This window comes from Kitasatospora sp. NPDC022856 (assembly GCF_055561235.1).
In genome coordinates, this window is the sequence record NZ_JBVHHE010000012.1 from 245,712 (window position 1) to 266,763 (window position 21,052).

The 21,052-nt window shown below is 72.7% G+C and carries 14 protein-coding genes; 6 read left to right on the forward strand and 8 right to left on the reverse strand.

The genetic code is table 11. From position 1 onward, the window contains the following. Positions 1-120 precede the first annotated feature (120 nt). The 6 genes from ACZ34W_RS17715 to ACZ34W_RS17740 form a co-directional block, all read right to left on the reverse strand. On the reverse strand, positions 121-4,419 hold the full coding sequence (locus ACZ34W_RS17715; protein ID WP_465605114.1) for a galactose-binding domain-containing protein: 4,299 nt from the start codon (positions 4,417-4,419) through the stop codon (positions 121-123). 184 nt (positions 4,420-4,603) lie between these two features. Then, positions 4,604-6,229, reverse strand: coding sequence for a glycoside hydrolase family 13 protein (locus tag ACZ34W_RS17720; RefSeq protein ID WP_465605117.1), 1,626 nt, complete (start codon positions 6,227-6,229; stop codon positions 4,604-4,606). 32 nt (positions 6,230-6,261) lie between these two features. Further along, positions 6,262-7,155 (reverse strand): carbohydrate ABC transporter permease, encoded by an 894-nt coding sequence (locus ACZ34W_RS17725; RefSeq protein ID WP_329486555.1) that lies wholly within the window; start codon positions 7,153-7,155, stop codon positions 6,262-6,264. A 100-nt stretch (positions 7,156-7,255) separates the two neighbouring features. Further along, positions 7,256-8,188: a carbohydrate ABC transporter permease gene (locus tag ACZ34W_RS17730; RefSeq protein WP_359808120.1), complete on the reverse strand. Its 933-nt coding sequence runs from the start codon at positions 8,186-8,188 to the stop codon at positions 7,256-7,258. A 123-nt stretch (positions 8,189-8,311) separates the two neighbouring features. Further along, entirely contained in the window at positions 8,312-9,709 is a 1,398-nt protein-coding gene (locus tag ACZ34W_RS17735; RefSeq protein ID WP_465605122.1) for an ABC transporter substrate-binding protein, read from the reverse strand. Between the two features lie 271 nt (positions 9,710-9,980). Beyond that, on the reverse strand, positions 9,981-11,003 hold the full coding sequence (locus ACZ34W_RS17740; RefSeq protein ID WP_465605125.1) for a C40 family peptidase: 1,023 nt from the start codon (positions 11,001-11,003) through the stop codon (positions 9,981-9,983). 363 nt (positions 11,004-11,366) lie between these two features. Here ACZ34W_RS17740 and ACZ34W_RS17745 point away from each other — a divergent pair, with 363 nt between their 5' ends. From ACZ34W_RS17745 to meaB, 3 genes are read left to right on the forward strand one after another with little or no spacing between them, the layout of a single operon-like run. Then, positions 11,367-13,274: a methylmalonyl-CoA mutase family protein gene (locus tag ACZ34W_RS17745; RefSeq protein ID WP_465605128.1), complete on the forward strand. Its 1,908-nt coding sequence runs from the start codon at positions 11,367-11,369 to the stop codon at positions 13,272-13,274. Continuing rightward, entirely contained in the window at positions 13,274-15,478 is a 2,205-nt protein-coding gene (gene scpA / locus ACZ34W_RS17750) for a methylmalonyl-CoA mutase (RefSeq protein WP_465605131.1), read from the forward strand. The genes ACZ34W_RS17745 and scpA overlap by 1 nt, the downstream gene beginning before the upstream one ends. 11 nt (positions 15,479-15,489) lie before the next feature. Next, positions 15,490-16,479: a methylmalonyl Co-A mutase-associated GTPase MeaB gene (gene meaB / locus ACZ34W_RS17755; RefSeq protein WP_465605134.1), complete on the forward strand. Its 990-nt coding sequence runs from the start codon at positions 15,490-15,492 to the stop codon at positions 16,477-16,479. Between the two features lie 218 nt (positions 16,480-16,697). On the opposite strand, the gene ACZ34W_RS17760 is transcribed toward meaB, so the two are convergent. Continuing rightward, positions 16,698-17,189 (reverse strand): ATP-binding protein, encoded by a 492-nt coding sequence (locus tag ACZ34W_RS17760; RefSeq protein WP_465605137.1) that lies wholly within the window; start codon positions 17,187-17,189, stop codon positions 16,698-16,700. A 226-nt stretch (positions 17,190-17,415) separates the two neighbouring features. Between ACZ34W_RS17760 and ACZ34W_RS17765 the strand changes: the two genes are divergently transcribed. Both ACZ34W_RS17765 and ACZ34W_RS17770 read left to right on the forward strand, forming a co-directional pair. Beyond that, positions 17,416-17,742, forward strand: coding sequence for a putative quinol monooxygenase (locus ACZ34W_RS17765; RefSeq protein WP_329486563.1), 327 nt, complete (start codon positions 17,416-17,418; stop codon positions 17,740-17,742). Then, a complete protein-coding gene (locus ACZ34W_RS17770) occupies positions 17,739-18,977 on the forward strand; it encodes a helix-turn-helix domain-containing protein (RefSeq protein ID WP_465605141.1) in 1,239 nt (412 codons plus the stop codon). The genes ACZ34W_RS17765 and ACZ34W_RS17770 overlap by 4 nt, the downstream gene beginning before the upstream one ends. A 196-nt stretch (positions 18,978-19,173) precedes the next feature. On the opposite strand, the gene ACZ34W_RS17775 is transcribed toward ACZ34W_RS17770, so the two are convergent. Further along, complete coding sequence (locus ACZ34W_RS17775; protein ID WP_329486565.1) at positions 19,174-19,776, reverse strand: superoxide dismutase; 603 nt, start codon at positions 19,774-19,776, stop codon at positions 19,174-19,176. 161 nt (positions 19,777-19,937) lie between these two features. Between ACZ34W_RS17775 and tsaD the strand changes: the two genes are divergently transcribed. Further along, the gene (gene tsaD / locus ACZ34W_RS17780) at positions 19,938-21,005 is read left to right on the forward strand and encodes a tRNA (adenosine(37)-N6)-threonylcarbamoyltransferase complex transferase subunit TsaD (RefSeq protein WP_465605145.1); all 1,068 of its coding nucleotides are present in this window, start codon (positions 19,938-19,940) and stop codon (positions 21,003-21,005) included. The last annotated feature ends 47 nt before the right edge of the window (positions 21,006-21,052 follow it).

A 21,052-nucleotide genomic window follows, 5' to 3' on the forward strand; every position in this document is an offset into this window, starting at 1 on the left:
AACCGCCTTGCGCTCGCTCCCACCGCCCCGGAACGCGCCCGCCGGCGAGCGGCGGACAGCCCGAGGTGCCGCCGGGACGGGGGTCCGTCCCGGCGGCACCGGTGTCGGAGCGCTTCGGGGCTACGGGTTGACGGTGATGGTGAAGGTGGAGGTGGTGTTCCTGATGTCCTGGTCGTTGCCGGCCAGGCGCAGGTGGTTGAAGACCACCGAGCCGACCGCCGGGCCCTGCCCGGGCTCGGCCGACTCGTTCGCCCAGATCCCGAAGCCGGACCTGGCGTCGAAGGCGTCACCGCTGCGGCGCGCCCCGGTGATCGAGACGTTGCTGAAGACGGTGTCCTTGACCGGGAACTGCGGCTGCCCGCCGGAGTAGTTGGTCTGGAACATGATGCCGTGGTACGTCGGGTCGACGATGTCCACATCGCTCACCCGGATGCCCTGGAACACCTTGGAGGCCGAGAACACCCAGATCGCGGGGAAGGTCTGGGAGCCCCAGAAGTGGCCCCCGGCCCGGACGACCGAGATGTTCTGCAGGGCCGTCGGTTCGGTGCCGAAGCCGTTCATCGGGTACCCGAAGTCCAGCGAGCTGATGGTGACGCCCGAGTAGACCAGGGTGTCGGCGATGTAGATGTTGCGGAAGGTGTTGGCGTAGCCGCCGTACACGGCGACCCCGGCCGCCCGCCAGGTGAGGATCGAGGTCAGGTTCTCGAAGACGTTGTTCATCTCGTCCGCGCCGCCCGCGTCGATCGCGGAGAACAGCGCGAAGGAGTCGTCCCCGGTGGCCCGGGCCTCGTTGTTGGTGACCAGGTTGTCGGTGGAGCCGTTGGTCATGTTGACGCCGTCCGCGAAGGTGTCGCGGATCCGGCTGTTGCTGATGGTCATGAAGTCGGTGTTGGCCCCCCAGTAGAGGCAGACCATGTGCTCGGCCCAGATGTCGTCGATCACCATGTGGGCGACGTTGGCGAAGTCGAAGACCTTGCCGGGGCCGTCGATCCGGGAGGTGTAGTTGCCGAAGTAGGCGAACCCGGCGAAGGTCGAGCCGTTGGCCGTCGCCTCCGCGCGGAAGCCGACGTCGGTGTTGCTCTGGGTGGCGGGCGCCCGGAACCGGGTGAACCAGGGGCCCGCGCCGATCACCTTGACGGGCTTGCCGTAGACCTGGAACTTGCTCGCCGTCTGGTAGTCGCCCGCCGGCAGGTAGACGCCGACCAGGGTGCCGGTGGTGTCCATCCGCACCTTGTCCAGGGCGTTCTGCACGTCCTGGTGGGTGAAGCCGGCCGGGACGGCGTAGTGCGCCGGGTCCGGGTTCGGCGTCGCGGTGGCCTGCTCCAGGCTGACGAAGTCGATCGCGTAGCGGGAGGTGTCGCCGCCGTCCTTCTGCAGCCTGATTCGGCTGCCGGCCGGCACGGTGGTGCCGAGCAGGACGTTCGCCTCGTCGTAGACGTGCCGCGGGGCGCCCGCGCCGGGCGAGTTGCCCGGCGCGGTCTCGGCGCCGTACAGCCAGGCGTACTTGGAGGTCAGGTCGATCTTCTTGAGGAAGGTGCCGTCGACGTAGACGCTGAGCGTGGCGTCGGTGCCGTCGCCGCCGGCGGCGTCCGGGACGGAGAACCGGGTGACGAGCGTGTTGGTCGGCGCCCGGGTGGTGAACTCGACCGAGGCGCCGGTGGAGTTGAGCGTCACCGCGCGCCGGCCGCTGGCCTCGCCGGCGAGGTCCCCGACGACCCGGTTCGGCCCGACCAGGCCCGCGCCGCCGGCCAGCACGCCGTCCTCGGCCTCGTAGGTGTCGTAGGGCATGTTCGCGCCCCGGCCGACGTGGAGCGGCTGGGTGGAGGTGTTGTCGGTCTGCTTGGCCGGCGGCTCGTTGGCGTCCGCCGCGATCACCGTCTTCACGGTGTACCGGCCGTTCGCCGCCGTCCAGGTGCCGAGCGTCACCGGCGCGCTGGTCGCGCCGGGGGCGATCGTGCCGGTGTAGGCGCCGGACAGCGTCCTCACCACGGTGCCGGCGGCGTCGGCGACCGTCAGGGTGATGGCGTGGGCGCCGCCGGCCGAGGCCGTGGTGCCCTGGTTCTTCACCGCCACCGAGAAGGTGACGGTGTTCCCGGCGGCCGGGTTGGCCGGGGACCAGACGGTCGGGGCGGCGAGCAGGTCGGAGCCGGGGGCCCGGGTGACCACCAGGGGGGCCGGCGCGGTTGCGGTGTTGTTGGTCTCGTCCCGCTCGATCACCGCGTTGGCCTCGTCGACCTTGGCGGAGAGCTGGTAGCTGCCGGCCGCGCGCACGCCGGCGTCCAGCGTGACGGTGCCGGCGGCGCCGACGGCCAGCGGGCCGACCTGGGCGGTGCCGACCTTGGTCGAGCCCAGGTAGAAGCCGACGGCGGTCGCGGCCGAGGGCAGGGTGCCGAGGTTGCGGACCGTCGCGGAGAGCGTGACCGGGTCGGTCTCGACCGGCGCGGCCGGGGTGGCGGAGACGTCGGTGACGGTGAGGTCCGGGTTGGCCGCCGGGGCGCCGATCACCTGGAACTCGGCCACCTGGCCGCCGGTGGACCCGGTGTTGGCGGTGATCCGCAGCTGGACGTCGGCCGCGGTGGCGCCGACCGGGACGGTCACGGAGTTCCCGGCGGGCTGGACGAAGTCGTAGCCGCGGGCCGGTACCAGGGTGGTGAAGCCGGTACCGGACTGGTCCCGGCCGAGCACCTCGATCGTCTGGCTCCGGCTGGACCAGGCCGCGGCCGGGTTCAGCTTGACCACGACGGAGTCCACCGCCGCGTTGGAGCCCAGCGCCACCGTCAGGGTGTCGGGGTAGCTGTTGGCGTTGCCCTCCCAGTAGGTGGCGGTGTCGTTGTCGTTGGCGTTCGCCGCGACGAAGGTGTTGATCACCGAGGAGGCGCTGATCGGCTTGCCGGCCGCCAGGTTGGTCCCGCTCCCGCCGCTGCCGGCCCGCACCACGGTGTTGCTGCTCGCGGACTGGTTGCCGGCGGCGTCCCGGGCCTTCACGTAGTAGGAGACGGTGGCGCTGTCCGGCTGGCCGTCGGTGTAGCTCAGCACGGCGGCGGCCACGCTCGCCCGGAGCGCGCCGTTCGCGTAGACGTCGTAGCCGGTGACCCCGGTGTCGTCGGTCGAGGCCGACCAGGTCAGACGGATCCGGCCCGCCGCGGGCTGGTCGTAGCCGAGGGCGCCGGGCGCGGACGGCGCCTGGGTGTCGCCGCTCTGACCGGTCCTGGTCACCGTGTTGCTGCTCGGCGACTGGTTGCCGGCGGCGTCCCGGGCCTTCACGTAGTAGGAGACGGTGGCGCTGTCCGGGCGGCTGTCGGTGTAGCCCGGCACGGTGCCCGGCACGCTGGTCAGCAGCGCGCCGTTCGCGTAGACGTCGTAGCCGGTGACCCCGGTGTCGTCGGTCGAGGCCGACCAGGTCAGGTGGATCCGGCCGGGCGCGGGCCGGTCGTAGGCGAGGCCGCTCGGGGCGGTGGGCGCCCGGGTGTCGCCGGTGGCCGGGCCGTACACCTCCAGTTCGGCCAGTTGGGCGGCGGCCCAGCCGGTGTTGGCGGTCACTTCGACCCGCACGAACCGGGTGGTGGTGGCCCCCAGGTCGAGGACGACGGCGTTCCCGGTGGCCGGGTCGAAGACCCGGGCGGCCGAGGCGGCCAGGTCGGTGAAGGCGCTGCCGTCGGTGCTGCCGCGCACGGCGAGCGTCTGCGTCCGGCGCTCCCAGCCGGCGGGCAGCCGCAGCGCCACGCGGTTGACCGCCACGGCGGCGCCGAGGTCGACCTGGACCCACTGCGGCAGCGCGCCGTTGGCGCTCTCCCAGTAGCTGGCCGCGTTGCCGTCACCGGCGTTCGCCGGGGCGTAGGCCTGGCTCTGGCTTCCGGCGCTGAACGGCCGCCCGAGCGCCAGGTTCGCCCCGGCGGCGCCGGCCGCGCGCACCTCCAGCTCGGCGATCTGGGCGGCCGGCCAGCCGGTGTTGGCGGAGACCGCCAGCCGCAGGTAGCGGGTGCTCGCCGCCGGGAAGGCGATCCGCACGGTGTTGCCGGTACCGGGCGCGAAGGCGTAGCCGGCCGAGCCCACCAGGGTGGTGAAGCCGGTGCCGTCGGCGCTGCCCTGGACGGCGAGCGTCTCGGTGCGGCTCTCCCAGGACGCGGGGAGCTTCAGCACCACCTCGTCGACCGCGGCGGCGGCGCCGAGGTCGACCTGGACCCACTGCGGCAGCGCGCCGTTGGCGCTCTCCCAGTAGGTGGCGGCGTCGCCGTCGTTGACGGCGGTGACCGGCCGGCCGACGATGCTGCTGCTCGCGGCGGCGGGCCGGCCCGCCGCCAGGTCGGGGCCGCCGGCCGCGGCGGCGGTGGTGGCCGGCAGCAGCGGGCCGGCCAGGGCCAGCAGGCCGGTGGCGAGCGTGCCCGCCAGCCAGCGGAAGATCGGTGCTCGGGTTCTCACGGGGTCCTCTGTCTCGTCTCGTCCGAACGCGTGGATGGGGGTGGGGGGTGGGGCCCTGTCCGGCCGTCAGGACCGGGTGCGTGCGGGGGTGAGCGGGCCATCCGTGGCTCCGGGGGGCAGCGGCGGGCCGGGGCGGCGCCCGGTCCGGGGGCGGACCGGGCGGGGGGGTGTCCGCCCCGGGCGGTCAGGCGACGCGCAGCCAGACCGCGGTGTCGGGCGGGAGCAGCCCGCCCGCGGTGAGCGGGCCGCTGGCGAGCAGGACCGCGCGGTGCGCGGGCAGCGGATGCGGCGCGGCGCCGAGGTTCACCACGCACTGGAAGCCGGCGCCGCGGTGGAACGCCAGCACGTCGCCGGGAGCGGCGGTCCAGCCGAAGACCTCGCCGCGCAGGGCGTCCTCGGCGCGGCGCAGCCGCAGCGCGGCGCGGTAGAGCGCGAGCATCGAACCAGGGTCGGCCGACTGGGCCTCGACGGTGAGCGGGGCCCAGTCGGCCGGCTGCGGGAGCCAGGGCTCGGCCGGAGCCTGGCTGAACCCGTACGGGGGTCGGTCGCCCGACCAGGGGAGCGGTACCCGGCAGCCGTCGCGGCCCGGGTCGGTACCGCCGGAGCGCAGGTGCATCGGGTCCTGGAGGCGGTCCGGCGGCAGGTCCTCGACCTCGGGCAGGCCGAGTTCCTCGCCCTGGTAGAGGTAGACCGCGCCGGGCAGGGCCAGCGAGAGCAGCGCCGCCGCCCGGGCCCGGCGCCGGCCAAGCTCCGGGTCGGTCGGGGTGCCCCAGGCCTTGGCGGCGAAGTCGAACCGGGTGTCCCGGCGGCCGTAGCGGGTGACCGTCCGGGTGACGTCGTGGTTGGCGAGCACCCAGGTGGCCGGGGCGCCGACCGGGGCGTGCAGCCCCAGCGTGGTGTCGATCGACTCGCGCAGCGCGGCCGCCTCCCAGGGGCGGGCCAGGAAGTCGAAGTTGAAGGCGGTGTGCAGCTCGTTCGGGCGCAGGTACCGGGCGAAGCGCTCGGCGTCCGGCAGCCAGACCTCGCCGACCAGGATCCGGGTGTCCGGGTAGCTGTCGGCGATGGCCCGCCAGGAGCGGTAGACGCCGTGCAACTCCTCGCGGTCGGTGAACGGGTGCGGGTCCCGGCCCTTGACGAAGTCGGGCAGCGCCGGGTCCTTGGCCAGCAGCGCGGCGGAGTCGATCCGGACGCCGGCCGCGCCCCGGTCGAACCAGAAGCGCAGGATCTCCTCGTGCTCGGTGCGCACCCGGGGGTGGGCCCAGTTGAGGTCGGGCTGCTGGGCGGCGAACAGGTGGAGGTACCACGCGCCGTCCGCCGTCCTGGTCCACGGGCGGCCGCCGAACTCGGAGACCCAGTCGTTGGGCGGGAGTTCGCCGTCCGGGCCGCGCCCGGCGCGGAAGTGGAACAGTTCGCGCTCCGGACTGCCGGGGCCCGCCGCGAGCGCGGCCCGGAACCACGGGTGCTGGTCCGAGACGTGGTTCGGCACGATGTCCACGATGGTGCGGATGCCGTGGCCGAGCGCCTCCGCGATGAGCTGCTCGGCGTCCGCGAGGGTGCCGAACAGCGGGTCCACGCCCCGGTAGTCGGTGACGTCGTAGCCGCCGTCGGCCATCGGGGACGGGTACCAGGGGTTGAACCAGACGGCGTCGACGCCGAGGTCGGCCAGGTAGGGCAGCCTGCTGCGGACACCGGCGAGGTCCCCCGTGCCGTCGCCGTCGGCGTCGGCGAAGCTGCGCGGGTACACCTGGTAGATCACCGCGTCGCGCCACCAGTGCGGGGTCTCGAACGGGAGCCGGGATTGCTGTCCCACGGTGGGTCCTTTCGGATCGGCGCCCGGGCCGGTCAGCCTTTGAGTCCACCCGAGGTGAGCCCGGACATGATGTTGCGCTGGAAGATCAGGAAGAAGACGACGGTCGGCGCCGAGGCGATGGCCAGGGCGGCGATGACGACGTTCTGCGGCACGCCCGTGGAGAGCGACTTGATGCCGATGTTGAGGGTCTGCCGGGCCGGGTCCGGCTGGACGAGCATCGGCCAGAGGAAGTCCTTCCAGACGTTCACCACGGCGAAGATCGAGACCACGCCGAGGATCGGCCGGGACATCGGCAGCACGATGGAGCGCAGGGCGCGCAGCGGGGTGGCCCCGTCGATCGCGGCGGCCGCCATGAGGTCCTCCGGGATGGAGTCGAAGAACCGTTTCAGCAGGAAGATGTTGAAGGCGTTGGCCACCGTCGGCAACCAGATCGCCCAGGGCGTGTTGATCAGGTTGACGTGCAGCAGCGGCAGGTCCAGGACGGTCAGGTACTGCGGGACGACCAGCACCGCGGCCGGGATCATCAGGGTGGCCAGCATCATGCCGAGGATCAGATTGCCCAGGACGGGCCGCAGCTTGGACAGCGCGTAGGCCGCCGCCACGTCGAGGACCAGCTGGAAGGCGAGCGCGCCGAAGGCGTAGTACAGCGTGTTGAAGAGCAGCCGGCCGAGGCCGAGCCGGCTCCACGCGGTCGCGTAGGTGTCCGGGTGGAGCTCGGCGGGGAAGAGCGTGGGCGGGTTGCGGACCACCTCGGCGGTGGACTTCAGGCCGCCGGTCACCAGCCAGTACAGCGGGCCGAGGAAGACCAGGGTGAAGACCACGACGGTCGCCACCAGGGTCAGCCGGTAGAGCAGTCGGCCGCGTGGGCGGTCGAGTTGGGTCTGCGAGATCAGCGTCCGGGTCTGCGGCTGCACCGGGGCTCCCATGGGTCTGGTCGGGTGTGGTCCGGGACTGGACGGCCCCGGGTCAGTCGGCCCCGGGTCGGTCGGCCCCGGGTCAGTCGGCCCCGGGTCAGTCGGCCCCGGGTCAGTCGGCCTCGCGCGACAGCCGCGCGTACAGGGCGGAGAATCCGGCCAGCACCAGCAGCATGATCAGGCCGAGCGCCGAGGCGGCGCCGTAGTTGTTGAAGTTGAAGGCGTACTGGTAGACGAGGTGGACCACGGTGGTGGTGGAGCCCTGCGGCCCGTTGCCACCGGTCAGCAGGTAGGGCTCGACGAACACCTGCATGGTGGCGACGATCTGGAGCAGCAGCAGGAGCGAGAGCACCAGCCTGGTCTGCGGGACGGTCACGTGCCAGATCCGGCGCCACAGGCCGGCCCCGTCCAGTTCGGCCGCCTCGTAGAGCTCCCCCGGGATGCCCTGGAGGGCCGCCAGGTAGATCAGGGTGGCGCCGCCCATGTTCATCCAGGTGGAGGCGATGACCACCGAGAGCAGCGCGGTGTCGGGCGAGTCGAGCCAGGCCGAGGTCGGCAGGTGGAGCGCCCGCAGCACGCTGTTGAACAACCCGTGGTCCGGGTCGTAGAAGTACTTGAAGAGCAGCACGGAGGCCACCGGCGGCATCATCACCGGCAGGTAGACCAGCACCCGCAGGTAGGCCTTGGCGTGCCGCAGCTCGTTCAGCAGCACGGCGACCAGGAACGGCACCGCGAAGCCGAACACCAGCGCCAGCAGGGTGAACACCAGGGTGTTGCGCCAGGCCTGCCAGAACGCCGGGTCCTGGAGCAGCTGGTCGACGTTGTCCAGGCCGACCCAGCTGGTCCGGCCCCGCCTGGTCCGCTGGAAGCTCATGACGACTTCACGGACCATCGGGTACCAGGTGAAGAAGCCGAAACAGAGCAGTGCGCCGAGCAGGAAGCCGTGCGCGGTGAGGTTGCGCCGCAGCCCCCGCCCCAGCCGGCCGCGCCGCCGGGGCTCACTGGTGGGCCGGGCCGCCTTCCCGGCGACACTGATCGCTGCCATCCCTCGTTCTCCGCTTCGTCGCTGTCCGTCGCTGTCCGTCGCTGTTCACCGGTGGCCGTCGGTGGCCGGGGGTGGCCGGGTGCCGGCGGTGGCCGGGGGCGCGGGGCCGGCCCCGCCCGTTCGCTACTGAAGGCTGGCCAGTACCTGGTTGACCTGGGTCTCGGCGTCGTTCAACAGCTTGGCGACGTCGGCGCCATTGTCGGTCAGCACGGCCGACATCGCGTTGTCGAGCACCTTGTAGATCTGCTGCGCGTGGGCCGGCTCGGTGCGGCCCGGCACGGACGCGGCGAGGTAGGGCGCGTAGTTCTGGACCGGGACGGTGGCGCTGGCCGCCTTCGCCCGGTTGTCCTGCTCCAGCGAGGCGCCGGTGAGGAAGAAGGGCTGCGGGAGGCCGACCGGCAGGCCGTCCGCCTTGGTCCGGGCGTAGTCGAACTGGCCCTTGCCCTGGGTGAGGAACTTGAAGTTCACCCAGGCGACGGCCGCCCTGATCTGGTCCGGGCTGGAGCCCTTCTTGACCATGTAGTCGTTGCCGCCGAGCAGCGCGGCCTTGCCGCCGGGCATCGGCCCCATGCCGTAGTCGGCGTAGTCCCCGTTCAGGGTCTGCACCATGTAGGTGATGTCGTCCGGGGCGCCGATGTACATCCCGAGCCGGTCGGTGGACATCCGGGTCATCAGGTCGGGCCACTTGAGGCTCTGCGCGGAGCCCATCGAGTCGTCGGTCCAGCGCATGTCGTACAGGGTCTGCAGGACCTGCCGGCCCTCGGCGGTGTTGAACGCGGCCTTCCGGCCGTCCTCGCCGACCATCCGGCCGCCCAGCCCGTACAGCTCGGCGGTGAAGTGCCAGCCGCCCTGGTTGGTCGCGCTGTAGTCGCCGTAGCCGTTGACCCCGTTGCCGAGCGCGGCGATCCGCTTCGCGGCCTCGCGGATCTCCGGCCAGGTCGTGGGGGGCTTGTCCGGGTCGAGCCCGGCCTGCTTGAACAGCTTGCGGTTGTAGAGCAGGCCCAGCTTGTAGTTCGAGGTGGGCAGGCCGTAGAGCTTGTCGCCGTCCTTGAGCGTGGCGAGCACCGAGGGGTCGATGTCCTTCAGCGCCGGCACGGTCGTCTCGTCGACGTAGCCGGAGATGTCCTCGGCCGCGCCCTCGTCCAGCACCTGGTCGAGGTCGGTGAAGTAGGTGTAGAAGACGTCGGTCTGGGTCCGGCCCTTGAGCTGGGCGGTGAACGGCGCGGGCTCCTCGCAGGGCGAGGCGTCCTTGCTGGTGATCGTGACGTTCGGGTAGCGCTGGTGGAACGCCTCGACGTCCTCGACCCACTGCTTGCGCTCGGCGGCCTTGGTGACCGGGGGCTGGCAGTCGACGCTGATGCTGACCTTCGCGTTCGGGTCCAGGGTCGAGCCGGCGCCGCCCGACGGCGCCGCGACGGCTGCCCCGCTGTCGTCCGAACTGCCGCACGCGGCAAGGGAGAAGGCCAGTCCTGCGGCCACGGCGACGGCGGCGGTTCTCCGGCGGAGCCCGGTTCTGTTCATGGCGGACGGCCCTTCTGCAGGCATGGGTGGTGGGGGCGCCGCGGTGCTCGTCCGGCGGCTCCGCCACTTAACCACCGCGCAACAGAGGGCCACAAGATGTCGACAGGACTTTGCAAGAAATCGACTTCATGACGTCAGATCAACACCAGGGACGCCGAACGGCGAACGCCCCCGGTCGGAACCGGGGGCGTTCGGCAGGTCGGACGGCGGGTCGGTGCGGGGCGGGTGGGCGGGTCGGTGCGGGGCGGGTGGGCGGGTCGACGGCCCGCCGCTACAGGCGGACGGCGCCGACGTACGGCATCACGTCGATCGGCAGCACCTCGACGTTCTTGCCGGTGCGCGGCGCGTGGATCATCTTGCCCTCGCCGATGTAGAGGCCGACGTGGTGCAGGTCCGGGTAGAAGAAGACGAGGTCACCGGGCTGGAGGTCGCCGCGGGCGACCCGCAGGCCGGTCTTCCACTGGTCCTGGGAGATCCGGGGCAGCTTGACGTCGGCGGCCCGCCAGGCCGCGCCGGTCAGACCGGAGCAGTCGAAGCCGGCGGGTCCGGTGGCGCCCCAGACGTAGGGCTTGCCGAGCTGCGCGTAGGCGAACCGGAGGGCCGCCGCGGCCCGGCCGGTGGCCGGGCCGTCGTAGGCGGGGCGCGCGGTGGCCCGGGACGCCCGGCCGGCGGCGTCCTGGGCGTTGACCTTGGCCCGGTCGGCGGCACTGAGCCGGTTCAGCAGCGCCTGCGCCGCGGCGAGCTTCCCCTGGATCGCCTTCTTCTCCGCGGCCAGCGCGGTACCGGCCGCGTCGAGCTCGGCAAGGGTGGCGGCGGCCTCGGCGCGGTCCTGGTCGAGCCGGCGCTGCTCGCTGCGGGCCTGCGCGAGCAGCGCGGCCTGGGAGTCGAGGACCTGGTTCTGCGCCGAGGCCTTGGCCAGGTAGCCGCCCGGGTCGGAGTCGAGCATCAGCCGCACGGACGGGTCGATGCCGCCGGTGCGGTACTGCTCGGCGGCGACGGCGCCCAGCCGGGTGCGCAGCTCGTTCATCGCCTCCTGGCCCCGGACGACCTCGTCCTGGATCCGGTTGGCCTCGCCCTGGAGCCGCTGCTGCTTCTCCTGGAAGCCGTTGTGGCGCTCGATCGACTGTTCGGCCTCCTCGTTGAGGCGGTCGACCTGCTCCTTGACGGCGTCGGGCGTGGGCGCGGGCTCGGCCTGCGCGGTACCGGCCGCGAGCACCGCGCCGCCCGCCAGTGCCGTGCTCATGACCGCCATCCGGGCCCGACCGGGCGGGCTGGGCTTTCGGCGCTTTCCCATGGCGGTGGGCTCCTTCACGTGGCACGGCGGCACGACGGCGCGCCACCCCGGCCGGCGGGCCCCGCGAACGGGACCGGACGGGACAGGAGTGGGCAGGGCAGGGCGAAGCAGGCGAGGGGTACATCCCCGACGGCTTCTACTAAGCAACTTAATAGATAGCCGGCACGGTTCCGCAACCCGCCCGCCGTGGCGCGCCCCCGGCCCGGCCGCGCCACTGTCCACACCCTGAGAAACTCCCCGACAGGTTTCCCCCGCGGTTGGACGCCGCCGACCCCTCTGAAGTGCGAGGAAGCGGAAAGCGAGGGCAAGGTCACACCCTCGGCCTCTGCTGCGCCGACGCAAACGAGCGCTAACCTGCGGGGCATGACGGTCCCGCCCGAAGGGCTTCCCCTGGCCGCCGAATTCCCGGCCGCACACCGCGAGCAGTGGCAGCACCTCGTCGAGAGCGTGCTGCGAAAGTCGGGTGCGCAGCCCGCGGACGGCGCAGCGGCCGAGCAGGCGCTCACCACCGCACTCCAGGACGGGCTGCGCGCCCGCCCGCTGTACACCGCCGAGGACTCCCCGGCCGAGCCCGGCTACCCCGGCTTCCCGCCGTTCGTCCGCGGCGGCCGGCCGCAGGGCAGCACGGTCTCCGGCTGGGACGTCCGCCAGCGGCACACCGATCCGGACCCGCGCCGGGCCAACGAGGCCGTGCTGGCCGATCTGGAGAACGGCGGCAGCTCGCTCTGGCTGGAGCTGGGCGGCGACGCCCTGCCGGTCGCGGCCCTGCCCGACGTGCTGACCGGCGTCTACCTCGACCTGGCCGGCATCGTGCTCGACGCCGGCCCGGAATTCGCCGAAGCCGCCGAGCAGTTGTTCAAGCTCTACGAGGAGCGCGAGGTGTCCGCCGGCGCCGCCGCGGGCAACCTCGGCGCCGACCCGCTGGGCCTCCAGGCCCGCACCGGCCAGGCCGGGCGCACCGAGGCGCTGCTCACCGGGGCCACCGCCCTCGCGGCCCGCTGCGCCGCGGGCTTCCCGGGCCTGCGCGCCCTCGTCGTCGACGCCCTCCCCTACCACGAGGCCGGCGCCTCCCCCGCGCAGGAGCTCGGCTGCTCCCTCGCCACCGGCGTCGCCTACCTGCGGGCCCTCACCGCCGCCGGGCTGCCGGTCGACGCCGCGCTCGGCCAGCTGGAGTTCCGCTACGCGGCCGACGCCGACCAGTTCCTGACGATCGCCAAGTTCCGGGCCGCGCGCCGGCTCTGGGCCCGGGTGGCCGAGGTGTCGGGGGCCGCGCCGGAGGCCTCGGCGCAGCGCCAGCACGCCGTCACCTCCGCCGTGATGATGACCGAGCGCGACCCGTGGGTGAACATGCTGCGCACCACGGTGGCCTGCCTGGCCGCCGGGGTCGGCGGCGCGGACGCGGTGAGCGTCCAGCCGTTCGACAGCGCGGTCGGCCTCTCCGACGCCTTCGCCCGCCGGATCGCCCGCAACACCCAGGCGATCCTGCTGGAGGAGTCGCACCTGGCCCGGGTCGTCGACCCGGCCGGCGGCTCCTGGTACGTGGAGCGGCTGACCGACGAGCTCGCGCACGCCGCCTGGGCCTGGTTCCAGGAGATCGAGCGGGCCGGCGGCCAGCAGGCCGCCCTGGGCTCCGGCCTGGTCGGCGAGCGGATCGCCGCCACCTGGGCGGAGCGCTCGGTGGCGCTCGCCAAGCGGCGCGAACCCATCACCGGCGTCAGCGAGTTCCCGAACCTCGGCGAGCAGCCGCTGGTCCGCGAGCCGTCCCCGGCCGGGCCCGGCGGCGGTCTGCCGCGGGTGCGCCGGTCCGAGGCCTACGAGGCGCTGCGCGCCCGCTCGGACGCCCGGCTGGCCGCCACCGGGGCCCGGCCGGCGCTCTTCCTGGCCTCGCTCGGGACGGCCTCCGCGCACACCGCGCGGACCACCTTCGCGGCCAACCTGTTCCAGGCCGGCGGCATCGCGACCACCTCCGCCGAGACCGCGCTGACCGGGCCGGACGTCGCGGCCGCGGCCGCCGGGGCGTTCACCGCCTCCGGCGCCCGGGTGGCCTGCCTCTGCTCCAGCGACCAGGTGTACGGCGAGCACGCCGAGGCGGTGGCCGCGGCGCTCAAGGCCGCCGGCGCCCGGCGGGTGCTGCTGGCCGGCCGGCCCGGTGAGCGGCGCGAGGCGTACGAGCGGGCGGGCGTGGACGGGTTCGTCTTCGCGGGCAGCGACGCCGTCGCGGTCCTGACCTCGCTCCTGGACGAGATCACCGACGAAAGCGGAGTGGCCTGATGATCCCCGACTTCACCGGAATCGGGCTGGACGCGGACGGCCGCTCGGACGTCACCGGCGAGCAGTGGCGCGCCTCCTGGCGGCAGGCGACCGGCAAGGACGTCGACGAGCAGCTCTGGGACACCCCCGAGGGCATCGGCGTCAAGCCGCTCTACACCGCGGACGACCTGGCGGGCCTGGACTTCCTGGACACCTACCCCGGCATCGCCCCGTACCTGCGCGGCCCGTACCCGACGATGTACGTCAACCAGCCGTGGACGGTCCGGCAGTACGCCGGCTTCTCCACCGCCGAGGAGTCCAACGCCTTCTACCGCCGCAACCTGGCGGCCGGTCAGAAGGGCCTGTCGGTCGCGTTCGACCTGCCGACCCACCGCGGCTACGACAGCGACCACCCGCGGGTCACCGGCGACGTCGGCATGGCCGGCGTGGCGATCGACTCCATCTACGACATGCGCCAGCTCTTCGACGGCATCCCGCTGGACAAGATGTCGGTGTCGATGACCATGAACGGCGCGGTACTGCCCGTCCTGGCGCTGTACATCGTCGCGGCCGAGGAGCAGGGGGTGGCGCCCGAGAAGCTCGCGGGGACCATCCAGAACGACATCCTCAAGGAGTTCATGGTCCGCAACACCTACATCTACCCGCCGCAGCCGTCGATGCGGATCATCTCGGACATCTTCGCGTACACCTCGCAGAAGATGCCGCGGTACAACTCGATCTCCATCTCCGGCTACCACATCCAGGAGGCCGGGGCCACCGCCGACCTGGAGCTGGCCTACACCCTGGCCGACGGCGTGGAGTACCTGCGGGCGGGCCTGGACGTCGGGCTGGACGTGGACGCCTTCGCGCCACGCCTGTCGTTCTTCTGGGCGATCGGGATGAACTTCTTCATGGAGGTCGCCAAGCTGCGCGCGGCCCGGCTGCTCTGGGCCAAGCTGGTCAAGCAGTTCGACCCGAAGAACGCCAAGTCGCTGTCTCTGCGCACCCACTCGCAGACCTCCGGCTGGTCGCTGACCGCGCAGGACGTGTTCAACAACGTCACCCGCACCTGCGTCGAGGCGATGGCGGCCACCCAGGGCCACACCCAGTCGCTGCACACCAACGCGCTCGACGAGGCGCTGGCGCTGCCGACCGACTTCTCCGCCCGGATCGCCCGCAACACCCAGCTGCTGCTCCAGCAGGAGTCCGGCACCTGCCGGTCGATCGACCCGTGGGGCGGCTCCGCGTACGTCGAGAAGCTGACCCACGACCTGGCCCGCCGCGCCTGGCAGCACATCCAGGAGGTGGAGGCGGCCGGCGGCATGGCCAAGGCCATCGACGCGGGCATCCCCAAGCTGCGCGTGGAGGAGGCCGCCGCCCGCACCCAGGCCCGGATCGACTCCGGCCGCCAGCCGGTGATCGGCGTCAACAAGTACCGGGTGGACAGCGACGAGCAGATCGACGTGCTCAAGGTCGACAACTCCTCGGTGCGCACCCGCCAGATCGAGAAGCTGCGCCGGCTGCGCGAGGAGCGCGACGAGGCCGTCACCCAGGCCGCCCTGCACGCGCTCACCCGGGCCGCCGAGGCCGGTCCGCGGCGCGGCGGCGGCCTGGACGGCAACCTGCTCGCGCTGGCCGTGGACGCGGCCCGCGCCAAGGCCACCGTCGGCGAGATCTCGGACGCCCTGGAGAAGGTGTACGGCCGGCACTCGGGCCAGATCCGTACCATTTCTGGTGTGTACCGAGACGAAGCCGGGCCGTCGGCCCCCCTCCAGCGCACCCGTGACCTGGTCGAGCGGTTCGAGCGGGCCGAGGGCCGGCGTCCGCGCATCCTGGTCGCCAAGATGGGCCAGGACGGCCACGACCGCGGCCAGAAGGTGATCGCCACCGCCTTCGCCGACCTCGGCTTCACGGTCGACGTCGGTCCGCTGTTCCAGACCCCGGCGGAGGTCGCCCGCCAGGCCGTCGAGGCGGACGTGCACATCGTCGGCGTCTCCTCGCTGGCCGCCGGCCACCTCACCCTGGTGCCGGCGCTGCGCGCCGAACTCGCCGAGGCCGGCCGGGAGGACATCACCATCGTGGTCGGCGGGGTCATCCCCCCGGGCGACTTCGAGGCGCTCTACGAGGCCGGGGCGGCCGCCGTCTTCCCGCCCGGCACGGTGATCCCGGAGGCCGCCTTCGACCTGCTGAAGTCGCTCGCCGCCGACCTCGGCCACGAGTTGTGAGCCGCTGAACGATGGCGCCCCGGACGATCGACCTCGACCAGTACGCCCAAGGGGTGCGGGAGGGCTCGCGCGCGTTCATCGCGCGGGCCATCACCCTCGTGGAGTCCACCCGGCCCGACCACCGCGCGCTGGCGCAGCAGTTGCTCACCCGGCTGCTGCCGCACGCGGGCGGCGCGGTCCGGGTGGGCATCACCGGCGTCCCCGGTGTCGGCAAGTCGACCTTCATCGACGCCTTCGGCACCCGGCTCACCGCCCTCGGACACAAGGTCGCGGTACTCGCCGTCGACCCGACGTCCAGCCGGACCGGCGGCTCGATCCTGGGTGACAAGACCCGGATGGAGCGGCTCGCGGTCGACCCCGCGGCGTTCGTCCGCCCCTCCCCCACCTCCGGCACGCTGGGCGGGGTGGCCCGGGCCACCCGGGAGTCGATGGTGGTGATGGAGGCCGCCGGCTACGACGTGGTCCTCATCGAGACGGTCGGCGTCGGGCAGTCGGAGACCGCGGTCGCGGGCATGGTGGACTCCTTCCTGCTGCTCTCGCTGGCCCGCACCGGGGACCAGCTCCAGGGCATCAAGAAGGGCGTGCTGGAGCTCGCCGACGTGATCGCCGTCAACAAGGCGGACGGGCCGCACGAGACCGACGCCAAGGCCGCCGCGCGCGAACTCGCCGGCGCGCTGCGGCTGTTGCAGGCCCCGGACGCGCCGTGGACGCCGCCGGTGCTCACCTGCAGCGGCCGCGACGGCACCGGGCTGGACACCCTGTGGGAGCGGTTGCAGCAGCACCGCAAGGTCCTCGACGCGACCGGCGCGCTGGAGGCCAAGCGCCGCGACCAGCAGGTGGAGTGGACCTGGGCGATGGTGCACGACCAGCTCTACGCCCAGCTCCACGAACACCCCGAGGTCCGCCGCCTGGCCCCCGCCCTGGAACGCGAGGTCCGCGAGGGCACCATCCCGGCGAGCCTGGCGGCGCAGCGCCTCCTGGACGCCTTCCGCACCCCCTGACCAACGGCCGACGGCCCCGGACCGCACGCGGTCCGGGGCCGTCGCACTACCGCCCGCGCCGGGTCAGGCCGACCGGCTCCGCGTCGACACTCGGGCCACCGCCGCGCCCGCCCTCACTGGTCAGCGGTCCCACCCCACGCCGAACCCGGCCGTCACAACGGCGGAGAAGAAGAACCACCACACCAGGCGTGCGACGGTCGACCTGTCGAGGCCCGCCACTACGCCGCCTCGGGCAGCGCGCGAAGGCCGTACGCCGTGCCCCACCCGGGGGTGGGGCACGGCGATTCACGACTCTCCAGGAACTCGAACCAGACCACCTTGCCCGCGCCCACCGGCTGCCACCCCCAGGCGTGCGCCAACGCCTCCACCAACAACAGTCCGCGCCCACCGCACGATTCGGCGTCACGCTCCTGTCGCGGGAGCACCACGGACCCATCGGCGACCTCCACCCGCAACCGTCCGACACGACGCCGGACGGTCACCACGCAGCGCTCCGCGGTGTGCACCAGCGCGTTCGCGATCACCTCGCTCGCACAGAGTTCCACGTCCTGGAGCGCATCGGGTGGGAGCGGCACGCCCCAGTCACGCACGATCGCCATCACCATCCGCCGCGCCGCCGGTACCGCCTCCACCCCCGGCGGTACACCCCACTCCAACGGAACCGGAAACCGCGCGGTGCCGAGCGGACTGACGATCATGTTCCACCCCATTGCTCCTCCATCGCTCCGGGTGGATCGGAGCGCCTACGGCCCTCCGATCCACCCACGGGGTAGTGGCCACCGGTGGACGGCGGCGAAAAGGAACTCCACCAGTCGCACACAGCGACCGACACGCGACCCAAAGTAGTCGCAGGGAATCTGCGAGTCAAGAAGCTCTGCTACTCGCAGTCCTTCACCGAGTCGTGCGAGACTCAGCCGATACAGGAAGGGGAGTTCCATGGGATTCGGTCTTGTTGTGCGCTTCGTCGCTCGCGACGCGGCGGCGGCCCAGGCCTTCGACGAGCTGGCGGGGGAGGCGCTCGAAGGGATTCGTTCCGAGGAGCCCGGCACCCTCGTCTACGTCAACCACGCGGTGCCGGAGGAACCACACATTCGAGTCTTCTACGAGCTGTACGCCGACCGCGAAGCGTTCGAGGCGCATGAACGCCAACCGCACGTCCGCCGGTTCCTGGCAGAGCGTGGCCAGTACCTCGAATCGTTCGAGGTCACGTTCCTGGACGAGATCGCCGGCAAGGGCTCGTCCGGCGACCCGGCCGCCCGGTGAGCCCTGAGGAGCGGCGGGCCTTCGGCGCCCGGGTCGCCCAGCTCCGTAAGAGTCGCGGACTGAAGCAGGAACAACTCGCCGCTGCCATCAGCCGAACCGCCAGCTGGGTGTCGCAGGTCGAGCGGGGTGTTCAGCCGGTAGTCCGCCTCGACGTACTCCAGCTGCTGGCGAACGGCCTCGGCGTGTCCGTTCAGGCGCTGCGGCCCGAGGCACCCTCGCCCGCTGCACCCGCGCTCTCGACCGGGGAGCGGTCCAACGACCTTGACCTGGTGCGGCTGTCACTCTCGGGTCATCCAGCTCTCGATCTGCTGCTCGGTGAGAGCGTCCTGCCGGAAGATCCCGACCTCGACGAGCTCACCGTCGTCGTTCAGGACCTCTGGGACTTGACGCACAGTGCGCGATTCGCCGAGTTGAGCACCGCCATCGCCGATGCCCTGCCACGACTGGAAAGGGCATCACGGACCGCGGCCCCGGCAGCACGCCCAGCGGTCCACATCCTCCTCAGCCAGGCCTACCAGGCTGTCGCAGCCGCGTTCGTCCGCCAGGACGAAGTCGATGCGGCATGGGTGGCAGCCGATCGAGCCGTCCAAGCGGCCGAGAAGTCCGGGCAGCCCCTGCACGTGTTCGCCGGCATCTATCGGCTGGCCCACGCGTTCGTCCGGCTACAGCGACTGGACCAGGCAGAACACGCAGCCGGAGGTGCGGTGGCCGCCCTGCGGTCATACGTCTCGACAACCGACCCGCCGCCGGAGGCGCTCTCCGTACTCGGCGCTCTCCACCTGGTTCTCGCGTTGGCCGCGGCTCGCGCCGGCCAACGCGACCGGGCACGGAACGAACTCGACAATGCCCGCGCGGTCGCGGCCCGACTCGGCGAGGACCGCAACGACTTCCATCTGGAGTTCGGCCCCACCAATGTCGAGATCCAGGCCGTCTCGACGGCCGTCGACCTCGGCGACGCGGGCGAGGCCCTGGACCTGGGCCACCGCATCGACGCCGGGCGACTATCGCCCGAGCGGAGGTCCAGGCTCCTGATCGACCTCGGAAGGGCGCACGCGCAGAGGCGCCACCTCGGCGAGGCCCTCGACTGCCTGCTGCGCGCCGAGGAGCTGGCCCCGGAGAACGTCCGGGCCCACGTGGCGGCTCGGGAGACCATCCGTGAACTCATCCTCGTCGCAGGCCGAAGCGCACCACCGGAGCTGGTGAAGCTCGCCAAACGCACGAACGCGGCGGGGTGACGGGATCACGGGCCATCGCGGGCTGACCATCGAGGTCGAGGATCCGGTCCGGCGGCTGCCGGCGGACGCGCACTCGACGGGTGATCCGAGCCGGCTGACCGTCGCCTCCCGCATCGCGGACGGCGCCCGCAGATGAACGGCCGACGGCCCCGGACCGCACGCGGTCCGGGGCCGTCGCACTACCGCACGCGCCGGGTCAGGCCGCGGTGGCCGCCGCGAAGCGGGTCGAGACGTCCTGCCAGTTGACGACGTCCCAGAGCTTGGTGACGTAGTCCGGGCGGACGTTGCGGTACTGCAGGTAGTACGCGTGCTCCCAGGCGTCGAAGGCCAGCAGCGGGGTGGTGCCCTGGCCGACGTTGCCGTGGTGGTCGTAGACCTGCTCGACGATCAGGCGCTTGCCGAGCGGTTCCCAGGAGAGGATGCCCCAACCGGAGCCCTGGACGCCGGTGGTGGCGGTGGTGAGCTGCTTCTTGAAGGCCTCGAAGCCGCCGAAGTGCTCGGTGATGGCGTCGGCCAGCGCGCCCTCGGGGCGGTCGCCGCCCTCCGGGGAGAGGTTCTCCCAGAACAGCGAGTGCAGCACGTGGCCGGAGAGGTGGAAGGCGAAGGTCTTCTGCAGGCCGACGAGACCGCCGAACTGCTCCTTGTCGCGCGCCTCGGCGAGCTGCTCCAGGGTGTCGTTGGCGCCCTTGACGTACGCCGCGTGGTGCTTCGAGTGGTGCAGCTCCAGGATCTCGGCGGACATCGCCCGCTCCAGCGCGGAGTAGTCGTACGGCAGGTCGGGAAGCGAGTAGGTGCTCATCAGGAGACGGGCCCTTTCAGCGAGTTCAGCGGTGGTGATCGTGCCGGGACCACACTATTGCGTATTGGTTGCAGGAACGAAGGGTGGGCTCCTGCATATTCCCCGTGTCTCGTCATGCACAATGGACGCTCAGATGTAATGATCGGCAAGGGTGAGTGACCATGACCGGATCGCCGGTGGTGCTGGGGATCGAGTCGTCCTGCGACGAGACCGGTGCCGGCCTCGTCCAGGACGGGCGACTGCTCGGTCAGGCGGTGGCGTCCAGCATGGACGAGCACGCCCGCTTCGGCGGCGTGGTGCCCGAGATCGCCGCCCGCGCGCACGTGCACGCGATGGCGCCGGTGGTCCGCGAGGCGCTCGACCGGGCCGGGCTCACCCTCGCCGACGTCGGCGCCGTCGCCGTGACGGCCGGCCCCGGGCTCTCCGGCGCGCTCCAGGTCGGCGTGGCCGCCGCCAAGGGGTACGCCTTCTCGCTCGGCGTCCCGCTCTACGGGGTCCACCACCTGGCCGGGCACGTCGCCGCCGCGACACTGGACGGCGGGCCGCTGCCGAACCCCTGCGTGGTGCTGATCGTCTCCGGCGGCCACACCTCCCTGCTGCTGGTCCGCGACCTCGCCCGGGACCGGATCGTCCACCTCGGCGACACGCTGGACGACGCGGCCGGCGAGTGCTTCGACAAGGTCGCCCGGATCCTCGGCCTGCCCTACCCCGGCGGCCCCGCCATCGACCGCGCCGCCCGCGACGGCGACCCGCGCGCCGTCCGGCTGCCGCGCCCGCTCACCGGGCCGCATGACGATCCGTACGCGTTCTCCTTCTCCGGCCTCAAGACCGCCGCCGCCCGCTGGGTCGAGGTGCGGCGCGCCACCGGCGGCGAGCCGAACGTCCCCGACGCGGCCGCCGCGCTCCAGGAGGCGATCGCCGACGTGCTGACCCGCAAGGCCGTCCGCGCCTGCACCGACCACGGCATCACCACCCTGGTGGTGGTCGGCGGCGTCGCGGCCAACTCCCGCGTCCGGGAGCTGGCCGAGCGGCGCTGCTCCTCGGCCGGGATCACCCTGCGGGTGCCGCCGCTGCGGCTGTGCACCGACAACGGCGCGATGGTCGCCGCCATCGGCGACCTGCTGGTGCGGGCGGGCGCCGAGCCGGCGCCGGCCGACCTCTCGATCGACCCGTCCGCCCCGCTGGAGTTCGCGGCGCTCACCCCGCTCGCCGCGCCCCGGGCCGCCTGACCCGCTCCCTCCGCGCCAACCCTGCCCGGAACGCCTCCTGACAACGT

Excerpts from the sequence above, each read along its gene's own strand:
- ACZ34W_RS17740 (WP_465605125.1), bottom strand. The coding sequence starts at position 11,003 with ATGGGAAAGCGCCGAAAGCCCAGCCCGCCCGGTCGGGCCCGGATGGCG.
- ACZ34W_RS17730 (WP_359808120.1), bottom strand. The coding sequence starts at position 8,188 with ATGGCAGCGATCAGTGTCGCCGGGAAGGCGGCCCGGCCCACCAGTGAG.
- ACZ34W_RS17765 (WP_329486563.1), top strand. The coding sequence starts at position 17,416 with ATGGGATTCGGTCTTGTTGTGCGCTTCGTCGCTCGCGACGCGGCGGCG.
- ACZ34W_RS17725 (WP_329486555.1), bottom strand. The coding sequence starts at position 7,155 with ATGGGAGCCCCGGTGCAGCCGCAGACCCGGACGCTGATCTCGCAGACC.
- meaB (WP_465605134.1), top strand. The coding sequence starts at position 15,490 with ATGGCGCCCCGGACGATCGACCTCGACCAGTACGCCCAAGGGGTGCGG.
- ACZ34W_RS17775 (WP_329486565.1), bottom strand. The coding sequence starts at position 19,776 with ATGAGCACCTACTCGCTTCCCGACCTGCCGTACGACTACTCCGCGCTG.
- ACZ34W_RS17735 (WP_465605122.1), bottom strand. The coding sequence starts at position 9,709 with ATGAACAGAACCGGGCTCCGCCGGAGAACCGCCGCCGTCGCCGTGGCC.
- ACZ34W_RS17745 (WP_465605128.1), top strand. The coding sequence starts at position 11,367 with ATGACGGTCCCGCCCGAAGGGCTTCCCCTGGCCGCCGAATTCCCGGCC.
- tsaD (WP_465605145.1), top strand. The coding sequence starts at position 19,938 with ATGACCGGATCGCCGGTGGTGCTGGGGATCGAGTCGTCCTGCGACGAG.
- scpA (WP_465605131.1), top strand. The coding sequence starts at position 13,274 with ATGATCCCCGACTTCACCGGAATCGGGCTGGACGCGGACGGCCGCTCG.
- ACZ34W_RS17760 (WP_465605137.1), bottom strand. The coding sequence starts at position 17,189 with ATGGGGTGGAACATGATCGTCAGTCCGCTCGGCACCGCGCGGTTTCCG.